The organism is Neobacillus sp. S1115 (genome assembly GCF_055385565.1).
This window is the reverse complement of sequence record NZ_AP038275.1, coordinates 3709521-3724866: the sequence shown is the minus strand read 5'-3', so window position 1 is coordinate 3724866 and position 15346 is coordinate 3709521. Positions and strand designations below refer to the sequence as shown.

Below are 15346 nucleotides of genomic sequence, written 5' to 3'. Positions count from 1 at the left end.
GAAAAATCCATTAGTTATTATAATCTACGAGGAGTATGAAGATGGAATTAGAGACAGAAAGACTAAAAATTGTTCCTTGCACAGATGAATTATTATCAACAATTTCACTAGAAGATTACAAAATAGGCCCTCATATAAAGATGTTTTTGGAGAAACTTAAAGAGGATTCTACTCAATTTGGTTGGGGTGTTTGGCTAGTTATCAATAAAGAAAACAATACGATTATTGGTGATATCGGATTTAAAGGTAAACCTAATTCAGAAAATACGGTCGAAGTAGGATATGGAATGATCCCCTCAGCACGAAACAAAGGTTATACAACTGAAGCCGTAAATGAAATTATTAAATGGGCATTTACGAATGATCATGTAGATAAAGTAGTTGCTGAGTGCCTACATGATAATATTCCATCCATTAGAGTGTTAGAGAAGTTGAAGATGAATAAAATTGGAACAGTGAATGATATGTTAAAATGGGAATTAAAAAGGCGAGATGAGATCATTGAATTGCGCTATAATTAAATTTTAAAGGGGGTGCGTACAAATGGAGAATCACGTTAGATTGTCTGGTACTTCTTTCACTCATGCAAAGCCAATTATTGGAAAGGCGATACTTTGCATGGGGCGAAACATTTAATTTTATCGCTGAATAAGCATTTCTAATATTTTGGCTTTGCACCTTATTTTAATCAAAATCAAATAAGGGGCGAGCAAAATTGAAGTATATTAATGCAAACAAAGTTTTACCCGGAAAGCTGATTGTGGAAATCCAAAAATATATTCAGGGGGAAACTCTTTATATTCCTAAACAGGAAACGGAGTATCGGAAATGGGGTACTTCAAGTGGAGGAAGACGGCTGCTTGACCGCCGAAATACCGCCATTAGAAATTCATTTATTAGTGGCAGCAGCATCCAGCAACTGGCTGAGGAGTATTATCTTTCACCTGAAACGATTAAGAAAATTGTTTATTCACATAAAAAGTAGGAGAACAGCACTGGTGATAATCCTTCATCAGTGCTGTTCTTATGTAAAAAACGTTTCTAAGTCATTTTATCCATTTTTGAAGTTCCATTTATTTTTTATAATAAGTGTAAAGAGACTTCAGCAAAATGAATGGAGATACGAGAAATGACCGAAAAATTTATTAAAAATGAACAATTAAATTTTATAAAAAAACAGATTGCTGTCATTAAGGACAGCACCAAAAAGAACGTACCTCAAAACGTTTTGACTGCTGTGATTGACTTAGCCAATGCCAAAATTTCCGACCTATTTCCAAATGCATCTTCGGAACAACAAGAAATGTTAGATCTTTCGAGACTAAAAACAGATAAAGAGTATGAGCAATATATCCAGCATCTTTCAGACTATTTGCTGCCCTTTCCAAGAATCACCGAACAGCAATTGAAAAAAATGTTTCCGAAACATAAAAAATTAAAAATGCCTGATTTATCAATTATCGACCACAACCAGCTGACCTATTTAAGCTGGAACGACCTAAGATCCAATAAAAAATTTATAGTATATGAACTTGAGGGGAAATTGGTCGGCATTGAATGCGAATTTGCACCGACTAGTAAAAAAAATCTTTGTTCCTTCTGCAATTGTTTTGGAGAGGTTGCCTATTTTTCCACCGTAACAAAAGCGAAAAAATCAAAGAACCCAGATTATTACAAGTCCATCGGAAATCTCATTTGTGCCGATAGCTTAGAATGCAATAAAAAAATAACCAATGTTGGATATTTAACAACTTTTCTAAAAGACTCACAAGGGATGTGAAACTTGACTATTAAATATTAGTTTCTTCACAAACAGATAAAGAGTAATACGATAAAAGTATACTACCGGGGTGGTCTAGTACGCTTCAGGTGGTATAAGGTCACCTCGATAACCTTCTCCTGCATCCCTATTGCAAAATGGCGAGATTGCCTCTATAACTAAAATATTTATGATTATATTCATAAATTCAAAAATACTGTCTTCCTTAAAGGGATACAGTATTTTTATTTTGCCTTCTATATATTGGAATAGGTATTATTTTAATATGATAGATAGTGGAGGATTTGAAACAGGATGCAATTTGACCAAAGGGGTTATATGAATGGTAAATGAAAATAAATTAACAAAAAAATTATATCGACGACTGATATTGCGATATTTATTTTTTGGAAATAAAAGCAGTTTGTTTATCCTTCTACTTTATGTCATGTGGTGGAGAATTCTGTACACCATTACAAAAATAGGACAATTGAAAACGAATATTCCGATTTTTTTAGGAATCAGCTTTCTGCTATTATTAATGTTTATCCATATTTTTGTTACCTATCGTAAGCTAGTGAAAAGAGAGATAAACGAATATTTTAAAATTTTTAAGCCTGTTCATCCAAACTTTTGGAAATGGACAGTTTTTCTCTATTCACTGGTTACGATGGTTGGAGGATATTATGTTGGATCAAACGCTGTCAATTTTAACGGGGCATTAGCCTGGAAAATCCAGGAGTTGAGAACAGAAACGCTTGTAAAGTTAGAGAATAATAATTTTTATACAACAAAGCTAGAGGGAATATTAGATTCTGTAAATACGAAGATGGAACTTGAACCGTATTTAATGACCAATGACTTAAAAATAGAATTTGATAAGGATGGGACGATCACAGAGATTTATATGTATCTTTACGGGTTTGACCAAAATCGGAAGCTACAATCAGGATATTTAATCTATTTTGATAAAACAAAGGACAATAAGGAAAAGATCCATAAACAAGATTGGAATGGGGAAGGAACAACGGTTTATGATCCGAACAATGATTTATCGATCGTCATCAATATGCTGAAATGGATACCCGTTAAAGAGGAAGTAAAACGGTGGAATGAAGGGCATTATGCTGTCCTGTATAAAGGAATAAGAAACTGGGGGATTACTAGGGATGGGATTCACTATATAGATGAAAAAGGCAAGGCTATTCCTTCCATAGCTGACCCAGGAAACTCAGGACCAACCATCTCCTTATACATTCCAGGCAAGGAGGATATGATTACTCCACAGCGTTATATATATAAACCATTTTTTCGTGAAGAATAAGTTTATATTTTGAATGAAGGATGAATTCCATTGAAAAAAACGAAAAGTAGGTTAATCCTTTTTAGTTCCATATTAATTGTTATCTTCATTATCTTTCAAATGTTTAATGGGATTCATGAAAATCCCAATAGGAAACCAGTTGAAGTAAAAAAGGTAGATATAAACAGTAAACTCCCTTACACAGTTCAGGTAGAAGAAAGTGATCAAAAACCAGAAACGATTGCTTACCGAATCTGGTTTGATTTCATGAATCAGTTAGTGAGTGAAGGAGCGATTACCAATAAGAGCTTTACTAGATTTACCAAGTTATCGGGAGATGAGAACTATTTTATTGCGGCCGTCGTTTTTCAAGTTCAGTTACCTGAAGGAACACAAAAAATTGATTACGGTTGGGGAAAGATGCAGGAGACCCGAGTCGTTCCTAATATCGTTTGGAAACTAAGCATTAAAAAGGAAGAAAATTTAACGTATACATTAACCAATATTGAAAGGACAACCGATACACAAATTGGGCTGCCACCTGTTGAAACGATGGAAGAATATCGAAAGAATGCCGGAGTTGAAGAGCCATCGAAAAAAATAAATTATGAGATTAAGGATGATAAGCTAAGGGTCACTTATAATAGCGGTAAAAGTTGGAAAGTAGTTCCTATTGCGGTTGAAGATTTATTAGGCAGTACGGATCAAAAATTGTTGGATGGCAGCTATGTGATTACACCGGAGATAACAGCATTTGTACTTAACAAAGGGTTGACGACGGTCCTGGTTAGTAGGGATAAAGGGAAATCCTGGGATGAGGTGTTGGTTTCGGACCAACTGCCTTCATTAAGGCTGCGAATACTGGGGTTCACATCGGACAAGGATGGTTATCTCATCGTGACAGGTGATAAAACGATGAGTTGGGAGGCACACTTTATTTTTAAAACCAACGATGGCGGAGAGAACTGGTATAACGTTGGACCGGTGAAAGACGTCTATTCCTTAGTAACGGACGGGGGTTTTATTAACGACCAATTAGGATTTATCTCCTTTGGTGAATTACGATATGAGTCACAACCCCCAATTCCCAATTTATATCGAACAATCGATGGCGGGGCAAACTGGGAACGTGTAGAGGTTCCGATACCGGAAGAATATCAGGGCTACTTCACAATAGCAGAGATTCCTACCTTCCAAGGAACGGAAGGAACTTTGTTGGTGAATCAAGGTCCACAAGGGGATTATTTGGGCGGCAAGGTATTGGCAAAGTTTACCTCACAGGATACTGGCAAAACATGGTCCTTTGCCGGTTTGGTCGATCCAGAGGGCGTGCTTCGTGCGAAATAAGTTTTCAAGAGCATTTCTTTGTATGGAGGAATGCTTTTTGTTTTGTCTGAAATTATTAATTAGACAATAAAAACATTATAAATTAAAATAAATATTTATTGAAAAACGATAAATGTTGTGTTAAATTCAAATTGACAATAAATAAGTGAGGTGCTTTTCATGAAAAGAGGATCAACTCTCTTTTTAAAGTTAACTGTTATTCTGATGGGAATCCCAGTTCTCGCTATATGCATCTTTTTGGTGCCTGAGTTAGGGGATTTTGCAGCCAAACTGCTTCCACAGTTTTCTTTTATTAAATACATCGTTTCCATCATTTTTTATGCATCAGCAATTCCTTTTTACTTTGCGTTGTATCAGGCTTTCAAACTTCTACGCTATATCGACAAAAATGAAGCCTTTTCGGAAATTTCTGTAATTGCATTAAAGAAAATTAAATACTGTGCCGTCATCATCAGTGCCTTGCATGTGCTGGTCCTGCCGCTCTTTTATATTTTTGCAGAGAAAGACGACGCCCCTGGTGTCATCTTTGTCGGATTACTTGTTCCCTTTGCTTCCATCGTGATTGCCGTTTTTGCTGCTGTTCTCCAAAAGCTTTTAAAAGAGGCGATTGATATAAAATCTGAAAATGATTTAACGGTCTGAGGTGAGAACAATGGCGATTATAATCAATATTGATGTGATGCTGGCTAAAAGGAAAATGAGTGTGACAGAACTTTCGGAGAGGGTTGGAATCACAATGGCGAACCTTTCTATATTGAAAAATGGAAAGGCAAAAGCGATTCGTTTTTCAACCTTAGAGGCAATTTGTAAGGCTTTAGATTGTCAGCCTGGAGATATTTTAGAATACCGAGCTGATGAAGACACCCAAGGTAAATAAAGTGGGACAATTTAACACTGTTAGGAAAAGAATTATTTCTATGACATCAAAAGGTTATATTTGGAGTGATTCAAATTGATTAAAAATATTAGCCTTATAAATGAGAAAATAAAAGATTTTTCATTACAAAAGATAGAGTTTATTGTCGGCTTCGTTTTGAACTTTCAAAATAGGTCTTTTAAAGACAATTGTTTACTCGACATCGATTTTATTATTAAGGATCAAGACAAGCAATATATTGCCTGCTTTCGCTTCAACAACCCTAATAGAATCAAATTTGAGAGTGGGGGTGTCTATCATCAAATGTCAATCGAGATTTTTGATATAAGGGATAGGGGCTGGGAGAATAAGAAATTTGAAGTGATCGACTATGAAGAAGATAGCTTGCATTTTTACTGTACAGACATTGAAGTTATGTCTATAAGAGAGATTCAAGATATAATTTAGACCTACGCTTTCCCAAAAGGATCGGCTGCAAAAGTGCAGCCTTTTTTTAATGGGCTAATTGGCGTAGGTTACAGTATGAGAATATTGTTAGTAGGCAATCCCTACACGTGATTTTATATAATCGCTGTTTTTGATCTGGCTAAATGCAAATTCGGCTGTATCAGGCACGGATATTTCTGCTCCACCCTCCGGCAAAAAATTACGTTCTACACGGCATTTACCTATACGTTCGCCATCAGGCAAATACGTAGGACAGACAATCGTCCAATCGAGAGAGGATTGTTGAAGCATCTCGTAAACCTTATGATGTTCAATCGCTGCACGGACTGATTTACGCTTTGATTCAGTTGACTGATAACGAAGTAAATGCGGGGTGGTTCTACTTTGCAGGATACCTGCAGTTCCTATAGTTATAATTCGTTGGATACCTTCGTTTTCCATTGCTTCGATCATTAGTGGCATGCTTTCTGTTAGAGTGGTTGTCCCATCAGTATTTAGTGCACTAATAACTACATCCATGCCATGCATTGCCCGTACGATATCATCTTTATTTAAAACGTTGCCTTGAAGTATTGTTAAACTTTCATTATTTATTTGAATCTTCTCTGGGGTGCGAACTAATACAGTAACATGATGTTTGTCATGAAGGGCATATGTAACTATTTTAATTCCAACTCATCCAGTTGCACCTAAAATTAAAATATTCATAAGAAGGAGCCTCCATTTTGCACAATATGAATATTTTACTATAAAATTATCAAAACGTGGCGTAAAACCCCTTGGATTTATCCATGGGGAGAAGTCAATTAGTGCACAAAATACAATTCCACTGTATTTAGGTTGAACGATGGTTTATGCAGTCGTTTTTTTTTGAGTGAAAGTATGTTTTAAAATTGATATCCCAGCTGATATGTCGATATAAGAAGATTGGTATGGGTATTAGTTCTCATTAATGAACAATCAATAAATATTATAATAGTTTAAAGTTAGAAAATTCCATAGTATGTAAAAAATGTTAATGTCTTGTATTGTGATGGTTAAATTTTCGTTAAACAAAAAGAATTAACTAGATGAAATGATAAGGTGTTGGTATACCCCTAGTACTTCCAACTAAGGGAAAGGAGGACAAATTCATAGATTTGGATGATTAATTGGAGGTACTACTTAATAGAGGGTAAAAATTAAAAAGATGAAAAGGAGGAACACACGTGGAGAGGCTTAGAAAACAGCTATTTGCGATAACGACAATGTTTGTCATGTTGATTAGCATGGTTCTCCCATTTCGAGCACAAGCGGCTGAACCTATAACGGTTGCTCAGGCAATTGCGAATAATTCAGGGACAGCCACTGTGACAGGTTATATTGTAGCTTATACGACAGGTGGCAGTGGTGGGAAAGCTACATATGATTTTGAGGCCCCATTTAGAGATGATTATAACTTCGCTATAGCAGATAGCCCAACCGAAAGAGACGCAACGAAAATATTACCCGTTCAAATCCCTAGTAGTTTCCGTGCAACCTTTGGATTATTTACAAATCCCTCGATCGTAGGTAAAAAGGTTTTTGTTACAGGTTCACTCGAAGTTTATTTTTCAGTACCTGGCCTAAAATCTCCAACAGCCATCTCGTTTGACGGCACTACAACACCACCTCCAGATGAACCTGGAGATGGCGAAACAGGCTTAAAAATTCGCAACATTCAAGGTCAATCACATACCTCACCCTATAAAGATAAAAATGTCGTAGATGTGCCTGGGATTGTAACCTATGTAGTAGACGGCAGCAATTTTTACATGCAAGATCCAAACCCAGACAACTACTCAAATACATCAGAAGGGGTCCTTGTCTACAAGCCATCCCATGGTGTGGCAGTGGGGGATAGCGTAACCGTTACGGGACTTGTAAAAGAGTGGGTGCTAGATGGATATGCAGAAAAGCTGCAAACCGATTTAGCGATGACCGAAATCAATGCCCAATCAGGTAAGGTTACTAAGGTTTCTAGTGGTAATCAGCTTCCGGCTCCAATCGTCATCGGTAAGGACGCGATACCGCCAACTTCTGTCATCGATAACGATCAATTTGGAACGTTTGACCCGGCAGAAGATGGCATTGATTTTTATGAAAGCCTTGAAGGTATGCTTGTTTCCATTGAAAATCCAACTATAACAGGACCACAGAAATATGGAGAAGTACCTGTCATTACGGGTCAAGTGGATGGAAAAGAATATACAAAAGAAGGAACTCCGCTTTTAACAAAAGAAAATCAAAATCCTGAGAAAATGCTTCTTCAGCTTGATGACCGCGAGTTTGTAACGAAAGCGGGAGACACTTTTGATGGAACTGTCACAGGAGTGGTCAGCTATACGTTTAGTAACTTTAAGATTCTAACAAAAGCAGCAGATTTGCCTAACCTAGTAGAGCGTCCAAGAACTAATGAAGTAACAACTATTCAAAAAGAAGAAGACAAACTAACCATCGCAGGCTACAATATCGAAAACTTTGTAGCAACAGACACTGCCAAGCGCGATAAGCTGGCAAAATCAATGGTCGAGAACTTAGGATCTCCCGATATCATTGGTCTTGTTGAGGTACTTGACGAAAGTGGGGAAACGAATAACGGTGTTGTCAAAGCTGATGCAAACTATAAGGCATTAAGTGATGCCATCAAAGGCTTTGGTGGACCAACCTATGCTTGGACAGAAATCGCTCCAGTGAACGGGAAAGACGGTGGGGTGCCGGGTGGAAATATTCGCGTAGGATATTTATACAATCCTGAGCGTGTGACGTTGAATAATGCACCAAAGGGAGATGCCACAACGGCTGTCGCTTACGAAAATGGTTCTCTTACATTAAACCCTGGCCGTATCGACCCAACAAATGCTGCATTTAACAGCAGCCGTAAGCCACTTGCAGCGGAGTTTACTTTCCACGGCGAAGAAGTAATTGTCATTAACAATCACTTCAACTCAAAAGGCGGAGATCAGCCGTTATTTGGAAAAAATCAACCACCATACCTTGAAAGTGAAGCACAGCGTGTGCAAATTGCAACGATCGTAAATAACTTTGTCTCGGACATCAAAGAAAAGAATGAAGACGCAAATGTAGTCGTATTAGGCGACTTAAACGATTTTGAGTTTTCTGCACCATTAGCGGTATTAAAAGGTGATGACTTAACGAACTTAGTGGAAACACTGCCTGCTTCTGAGAGATACACATACAACTATCAAGGAAATGCCCAAGTGTTGGATCATATTTTAGTATCCAATAATTTAGCTAAAACAGCTAAATTGGATATCGTGAACTTTAACTCACCGTATATGGAAGAACATGGACGCGCTAGTGATCATGATGCATTAGTTGCACAGTTAGTTTTAGCCGTAGAAAAAGGACCATTTTCGCTGTCACTTCTTCATACAAACGATACACATGCTTATGTAGAGCAATTTCCACGACTGATTACGGCTGTGAACGAAGTGCGTTCCGAGAAGGAAAATTCCCTGTTGCTTCATGCAGGGGATGTGTTCTCAGGAACATTATATTTTAGACAGTATCTAGGGCTGGCAGACTTGTATTTTATGAATCAACTAGGCTATGATGCTATGACTCTCGGTAATCATGAGTTTGATAAAGATTCGGCCACTCTTGCGAACTTTATCAAGCAGGCAGAGTTCCCAATTGTGTCTTCCAACGTAAACATGACAAAGGATCCTGAACTAGGGCCACTATTCAATAACTCAATTGGTGGAACGAATGAACAAGGAGAAATCTTCCCTGCCATTATTAAAGAAGTGGATGGAGAAGAGGTAGGGATCTTTGGATTAACAACAGAAGATACAACATTCCTGGCGAATCCTGGAGACGACATTGCTTTTGAAAATGCAGTAGAAAAAGCCAATGAGACGGTCGAAATGCTTGAAGCACAAGGTGTAAACAAAATTATTGCCTTATCCCACTTAGGCTATCAACCAGATTTGGATTTAGCCGAAAAGGTTGACGGGATTGACGTCATTGTTGGCGGGCATTCCCATACTAAGCTGGATACTCCAGTTGTTGTAGAAAAAGCGGAGCCGACACTAATTGTCCAAGCTAATGAGTATTTAAAATACCTTGGTGTTGTTGATGTAATATTCGACGAAAATGGTGTGATTTCTGATTACAGCGGTGAACTGAAGGATTTAAGTAAGTATACAGAGGATGCTGCTGCAAAAGCGAAGGTGGAGGAGTATAAAGCTCCGTTAACAGACCTACAAAAACACGTGGTAGGAAGTACATCTGTTGCATTAAATGGCGAACGTACTGATGTGCGCAGCAAGGAAACGAACCTAGGAAACTTAATTGCAGACGGAATGGCCGCTAAAGCAAATGAGTTCATCCCAACGTATATCGCTATGCAAAATGGCGGTGGAATCCGTGCCTCCATTGATCAAGGAGATATCACATTAGGAGAAGTGTTAACGGTATTACCATTCGGCAACAGCCTGGTCACTCTAGATCTAACAGGTAAAGAAATTCTTGCTGCATTAGAGCACAGTGTGAGCGCTCCTGGTGCAGGTGGATTCATGCAGGTATCAGGGTTAAAGTTCAAGTATGATCCAGCGAAACCAATTGGTGAACGAGTCTGGTATGTGGAGGCTTTAACAGCTGATGGCTATGAAGAACTCCAACTGGATAAAACGTATCGAATAGCGACGAATGCCTTCACTGCGGACGGCGGCGATGGATACGGCATGTTTAAAACCGCCAAGGACGAAGGACGTATCACAGAGTTATATATTGTGGACTTTGAAGTATTTACTTCCTATTTAGAAAAGTTCAATCCTGTTTCACCAATGATTGAAGGTAGAATCGTACAAGAAGTTGCGGACAGCGTAGCTCCAGAGGCTCCTTTTGTAAACGAAGTTTCTGACCAATCGACTAAAGTAACAGGTAAGGCAGAAGCAGGTTCAACTGTTGCAGTGTCTGCTGGTGGAACCGTTCTTGGATCAAGTACAGCATTAGAGGACGGCAGCTTTGTCATTGAGATTGCGAAACAAGCTGCTGGAACTGAATTAGCTGTTACGGCCACAGATGCGGCTGGCAATGTAAGTAAAGCGACAGTTGTGATAGTTAGGGATGTAACCGCACCTGATGCCCCACAGGTCGACCCTGTCATTCATAATGATACGATAATCACAGGAACAACAGAAGCGGGTGCAAGTGTTAAGGTAATAATGGGCACGGCGGAGATAGGTACAGCAATAGCAGATGCTAACGGTAAGTTTACGGTATATGTACCAAAACAAAAACACAAGAATGTTTTAACGGTGACGGCCACAGATGCGGCTGGCAATGTTAGTATGGAAACTGTTGTTGACGTATTAAAGAAAAACAAGAAGTAAGCGAGAAGGCAGGCTGCCCTTTGGGCAGCCTGCCTTAATTGATGCATGGGGACGGTTCTCGTGTTTCAAAAAGGATTACTGAAGTTAGTTATCAAAAAGGAAAGCTGTTTATCATGAATTGGGATAAGGAAATAAAAGAAAGGATAAAACCTCTCTCACGCTTCATAATAACAGGGAGGATGTGAATGGAATGAATAAAGACGAAATTGTCCTTGAGGAATTAAACACATTATTAAGAGGAACCTATATGGGAATCCATGCTTTTGAACACCATATTCAAAAGCTGAAGGATCAAGCCATAAAGCAGAAATTTCAATCTCTGCAGCAGGAGGCGAAGCAATCGGCTCAGGTGCTTGCCGAACGAATTCAAAATTTACAGGGAGTTCCTGCAGATAGTGAAGGGCTCAAAGGCAAGCTGCAAAGCTACATGCATAAGATGATAGTCCCTGACGAAACTGAAGGGATTATCCAGGATGCCTTAAAAGGGATGGATCAATATGGTGTTCAGTACTCGGAAGAACTTGTAAAAGGAGATCTGGACCCAGAAAGTAAACGAATCGTCGAAGAAATAATTGATACAAACCGCAGAATTGCACTAGAATTACGACAATTGCTGAATTGATGAGTGAGGCATGGGGACGGTTCTCATGCATCACTTTTGAGGCTAAATTGAGGCAAAAGAACCGTCCCCATGCCTCAGGAAACGGTAGTTGACGTATTAATGAAAAACGAAAAGTAAGAGAGATGGCAGGTGGCTGTTTGGGCTACCTGCTTTTTTGTACAAAAACATAATTTCAGAAACTGTATTTTCAAGTACCGAGAAGCTTAGTTTAAAAAAAACCCATCCGCATTTGTCATATATAATTTGAAGATTCAGGACGAATACCCAGGAATTTATTCCCAAAAAGCATATGCTCTAAGAAACACGAAATGAGGAGGATGAAAGTGAGTCCGTATAATCATATAAATTATATTGTCCATGTTCCAATTGATGAAAGAATAGGTTTGGGTGGACCAGGCTCGGGGGTAGGCTTTTCACCAGGACTTGGTTTAGGTGGACCAGGCTCAGGGTTAGGTTTTGGACCAGGACTTGGTTTTGGGGGACCAGGATTTGGACCTGGTTTTTATCCAGGTATGGGCTTAGGTGGTCCGGGTTCGGGCGTTGGTTTCGCACCAGGTCTAGGTTTAGGCGGACCAGGCTCAGGGTTAGGTTATTATCCTGGACTTGGGTTTGGCGGACCAGGCATTGGATATGGCCATCCGTACCCATATCCATATCACCAGCATTATTACCCCCATTATTAAAAATTGTTAATATAAAAAAATTAAACCCAATATGAAGTCTCTATAAATCAGGCGTTTCTACAATAAGTGGAGACGCTTGGTTTTTATTAAATTTAGACAAGAAGTCTTCATTGTATAAAGAAAATTTTTTAAACAGCAGGTCATACTAAAATTAAAAAGGAATCGAGTTATGACCAGAGCAGATATATCTATAAGCCTACATAGCAATCTAAAAGCTCTTTCAGAACGGTTTAATGGCTTATCAAGTTTGAAAATACGAAAATTAAACGTCGGAGATAAAACCAAAAGTGAAGCTGCCATTTTTTATTTGGATGGAATCACAAATACGCAAAACATCCAAGAAAATATTTTAACTCCATTATTGAACATGACAAAGATGATAAGTATTGAGTCTGTTATAAAAGATCATCTATCAATCATTGACGTTACAGTTGAGTCTTCAATCGATGAGATTGCAACCGCCTTAACAAAAGGAAAATGTTTGGTTTTAATTGATGGCTATAATCTGGGAATTCTTGCAGATGTCGCAAATTGGCAAACAAGATCCGTGTCAGGGCCTAATACGCAACAAACGATTAAAGGCAGCATGGTTGGATTTAATGAACAGCTGAAGGTTAATTTAAATCTGTTGCAGAATATGATTCAGACGCAGAAACTGAAAATTGAATCGTATCAAATTGGAAATGATTCAAAAACTGATGTGGCCATACTGTTTATGGAAGGATATGTCGATAAACAGGTACTTGAAAAAGTAAAAAAGAAAATTAATGGAATCGATGTAACATATTTATTGGAAGCTCGTGTCATTGAGGACGCATTAGAGGAGAAAAAAACGTTATTTCCCTTAGTTTTCACGACCGAGCGCCCTGATGTAACAGTATCGGCATTATTTGAGGGGCGAGTCGTACTTATTATAAATGGCTTACCTTTTGTATTGATTGTGCCTTGTCTCTTTATCCATTATTTTCAGCAGCCAGATGAATATAATTCAAAAGCTGGCCGTTTTGGCATTCGAATTTTTCGATTGTTCAGTTGGGTTTTGGCACTCCTATTACCTGCTATTTATATAGCCATTACTCGATTTCATACAAGTTGGTTTCCTTCTTCATTTGACAAAAAATTATTATCGAGTTCAGATACAATGCTACCGTTTGTATGGGAAGTGTTGTTTATCTTATTTATTTTTCATTCGCTTCTTGAAGCAACTTTACGAATTCCCAAAAATACCACCTTACTTGTTACTTTAATTGGAACAATCACGATCGGAGAGACTGCTGTTTTCGCCAAAGTCATTCACCCTTTAACAATGATCGTGGTCGGTGTAAACTTTTTGACAAGTATGCATATTGCAAGCGGCGGCTTATGGGGAGCTTTAAATTTACTGCGTCTTGCTTTTTTGTTAATTGGAAATTATTTAGGAATGACTGGAATACTGATCGGTTTTCTTCTATTAATTTTGTACATGGCATCGCTTAGGTCCATGGGTGTTCCCTATTTGTCTCCTTTCATCCCATTTAGCCTTCATGAAATGAAAGACTCCATTTTTAGGGGTGATTTAAGAAGACTGGTTAACAGTAAACATACCTATCCTCATAAAAATAAAAATGATAAGTGAACGATGTATAACACCATATTTACATAAAAAAGAGTATACGAGGGAGTTGCCAATTTGATTTTTAAGATCACTCCTGTTGAAATGTTTTGAACAGAAAAGTTATTTCGCATTGTCTATTTTTGTAACCCTTTTGATTAATTAAGGTTAAGTTACACCTGAATATGATTTGAATGGAGGAGAATACTAACTCAAAACTCGAAAAGGGAGATTTTTCTTAATGGAACCGCTAACGCCAATTAATATAAGTTCAGAAAAAACGGACCTAACTGAAAATCTTACTTCAGCAGAAATGGGCAAACTTTGGGCGACCTATATGGGTAACAGCATGTCAGGATGCATTATACGCTATTTCCTTCAACATGTTGAGGATCAAGATATTAAGACATTATTAGAGAACGCATTAAAATTAAGCACGGATTTTATGAAAAAAACTGAGGCAATATTCAATAAGGAAAATTTCCCGATTCCGAAAGGTTTTTCAGAAGAGGAAGATCTAAACGTTGGTGCTCCTCGTTTATTTGAAGATGAATACTATGTTCATTATCTTAAATATGCTGCCAAAGCGGGGTTGAGTATTTATCAAATTGCCATACCACTTGTTTATAGAAAGGATGTAGAAGAGTTTTTTATTTATTGTATGGATTCCACCATAGCTTTGATAGTCCAAATCAAAGAGATATTAATGGGTAAGGGCCTTATTATCAAACCCCCTATTATTCCTGTACCCGATAAAGTGGAATTTGTTCAAAAAGAATTTTTAAATGGTTTTTTAGGAGATGTACGGCCATTACACGCATTAGAGGTTACTCACCTTTACGACAATATTGAAAATAATGTAACAAGTAAAGCACTCATTATGGCTTTTAGCCAAGTGGTAAAATCGGAAAAGATTCGCGAGCTGTTTATTCGCGGGAAGAAAATGACGCATAAACATGTTGAAGCCTACATGGAAAAACTACATAAAGAAGATTTGCCTACGCCATCTTATCTTGACCATTTGGTTACAAAATCAACTTTTGCTCCATTTTCAGATAAATTAATGTTGTTTCATAAAATGGATATGTTCTCCATGAAACTTAGGGCATTTGGAAATTCTGAGGCAGTAAATGGTAGACATGATATTGGGCTTATGTACACAAAGTCATTATTGCGCCTCGCATCATTTGTTGAGGATGCAGCAGAGATTATGGTGGAGAACGGTTGGATGGAGCAGCCCCCGTATGCCATTGAAAGAAATAAGTTAGCAAAAAACGAGTAACCATCCCTTATTCCAAAAGCCTAACATCGTCAAAAATCTAAAAGAAAAAGGTTAGAA

14 protein-coding genes are annotated in these 15346 nt (G+C 38.0%); 13 read left to right on the top strand and 1 reads right to left on the bottom strand.

Annotation, left to right across the window (positions count from 1 at the left end):
* The first annotated feature begins 41 nt into the window (after positions 1-41).
* From ACZ5B7_RS17980 to ACZ5B7_RS17945, 8 genes are all read left to right on the top strand, one after another.
* Positions 42-521 (top strand): GNAT family N-acetyltransferase, encoded by a 480-nt coding sequence (locus tag ACZ5B7_RS17980; protein ID WP_464490414.1) that lies wholly within the window; start codon positions 42-44, stop codon positions 519-521.
* Positions 522-715: 194 nt separating this feature from the next.
* The gene (locus ACZ5B7_RS17975) at positions 716-985 is read left to right on the top strand and encodes a CD3324 family protein (RefSeq protein ID WP_464490413.1); all 270 of its coding nucleotides are present in this window, start codon (positions 716-718) and stop codon (positions 983-985) included.
* A 144-nt stretch (positions 986-1129) separates the two neighbouring features.
* The gene (locus tag ACZ5B7_RS17970; RefSeq protein ID WP_464490412.1) at positions 1130-1780 is read left to right on the top strand and encodes a FusB/FusC family EF-G-binding protein; all 651 of its coding nucleotides are present in this window, start codon (positions 1130-1132) and stop codon (positions 1778-1780) included.
* 322 nt (positions 1781-2102) lie between these two features.
* Positions 2103-3083, top strand: coding sequence for a hypothetical protein (locus ACZ5B7_RS17965; protein WP_464490411.1), 981 nt, complete (start codon positions 2103-2105; stop codon positions 3081-3083).
* Positions 3084-3113: 30 nt separating this feature from the next.
* Entirely contained in the window at positions 3114-4409 is a 1296-nt protein-coding gene (locus tag ACZ5B7_RS17960; RefSeq protein WP_464490410.1) for a WD40/YVTN/BNR-like repeat-containing protein, read from the top strand.
* Between the two features lie 159 nt (positions 4410-4568).
* Positions 4569-5051 (top strand): DUF2975 domain-containing protein, encoded by a 483-nt coding sequence (locus ACZ5B7_RS17955; RefSeq protein ID WP_464490409.1) that lies wholly within the window; start codon positions 4569-4571, stop codon positions 5049-5051.
* A gap of 10 nt (positions 5052-5061) precedes the next feature.
* On the top strand, positions 5062-5286 hold the full coding sequence (locus ACZ5B7_RS17950; protein WP_464490408.1) for a helix-turn-helix domain-containing protein: 225 nt from the start codon (positions 5062-5064) through the stop codon (positions 5284-5286).
* Positions 5287-5361: 75 nt separating this feature from the next.
* Positions 5362-5733: a hypothetical protein gene (locus ACZ5B7_RS17945; RefSeq protein WP_464490407.1), complete on the top strand. Its 372-nt coding sequence runs from the start codon at positions 5362-5364 to the stop codon at positions 5731-5733.
* Positions 5734-5820: 87 nt separating this feature from the next.
* On the opposite strand, the gene ACZ5B7_RS17940 is transcribed toward ACZ5B7_RS17945, so the two are convergent.
* Positions 5821-6402, bottom strand: a complete 582-nt coding sequence (locus ACZ5B7_RS17940; RefSeq protein WP_464494517.1) for an NAD(P)-dependent oxidoreductase — start codon at positions 6400-6402, stop codon at positions 5821-5823.
* Positions 6403-6941: 539 nt separating this feature from the next.
* Between ACZ5B7_RS17940 and ACZ5B7_RS17935 the strand changes: the two genes are divergently transcribed.
* The 5 genes from ACZ5B7_RS17935 (at position 6942) to ACZ5B7_RS17915 (ending at position 15289) form a co-directional block, all read left to right on the top strand.
* Positions 6942-11111 (top strand): 5'-nucleotidase C-terminal domain-containing protein, encoded by a 4170-nt coding sequence (locus ACZ5B7_RS17935; protein WP_464490406.1) that lies wholly within the window; start codon positions 6942-6944, stop codon positions 11109-11111.
* Positions 11112-11301: 190 nt separating this feature from the next.
* Positions 11302-11733, top strand: coding sequence for a DUF2383 domain-containing protein (locus ACZ5B7_RS17930; protein ID WP_464490405.1), 432 nt, complete (start codon positions 11302-11304; stop codon positions 11731-11733).
* A 323-nt stretch (positions 11734-12056) separates the two neighbouring features.
* A complete protein-coding gene (locus ACZ5B7_RS17925) occupies positions 12057-12416 on the top strand; it encodes a hypothetical protein (RefSeq protein ID WP_423798309.1) in 360 nt (119 codons plus the stop codon).
* A gap of 169 nt (positions 12417-12585) precedes the next feature.
* A complete protein-coding gene (locus ACZ5B7_RS17920; RefSeq protein ID WP_464490404.1) occupies positions 12586-14031 on the top strand; it encodes a spore germination protein in 1446 nt (481 codons plus the stop codon).
* 217 nt (positions 14032-14248) lie between these two features.
* Complete coding sequence (locus ACZ5B7_RS17915; RefSeq protein WP_464490403.1) at positions 14249-15289, top strand: DUF3231 family protein; 1041 nt, start codon at positions 14249-14251, stop codon at positions 15287-15289.
* Positions 15290-15346: the final 57 nt, after the last annotated feature.

Excerpts from the sequence above, each read along its gene's own strand:
- ACZ5B7_RS17965 (WP_464490411.1), top strand. The coding sequence starts at position 2,103 with ATGGTAAATGAAAATAAATTAACAAAAAAATTATATCGACGACTGATA.
- ACZ5B7_RS17920 (WP_464490404.1), top strand. The coding sequence starts at position 12,586 with ATGACCAGAGCAGATATATCTATAAGCCTACATAGCAATCTAAAAGCT.
- ACZ5B7_RS17930 (WP_464490405.1), top strand. The coding sequence starts at position 11,302 with ATGAATAAAGACGAAATTGTCCTTGAGGAATTAAACACATTATTAAGA.
- ACZ5B7_RS17950 (WP_464490408.1), top strand. The coding sequence starts at position 5,062 with ATGGCGATTATAATCAATATTGATGTGATGCTGGCTAAAAGGAAAATG.
- ACZ5B7_RS17970 (WP_464490412.1), top strand. The coding sequence starts at position 1,130 with ATGACCGAAAAATTTATTAAAAATGAACAATTAAATTTTATAAAAAAA.
- ACZ5B7_RS17980 (WP_464490414.1), top strand. The coding sequence starts at position 42 with ATGGAATTAGAGACAGAAAGACTAAAAATTGTTCCTTGCACAGATGAA.
- ACZ5B7_RS17915 (WP_464490403.1), top strand. The coding sequence starts at position 14,249 with ATGGAACCGCTAACGCCAATTAATATAAGTTCAGAAAAAACGGACCTA.
- ACZ5B7_RS17955 (WP_464490409.1), top strand. The coding sequence starts at position 4,569 with ATGAAAAGAGGATCAACTCTCTTTTTAAAGTTAACTGTTATTCTGATG.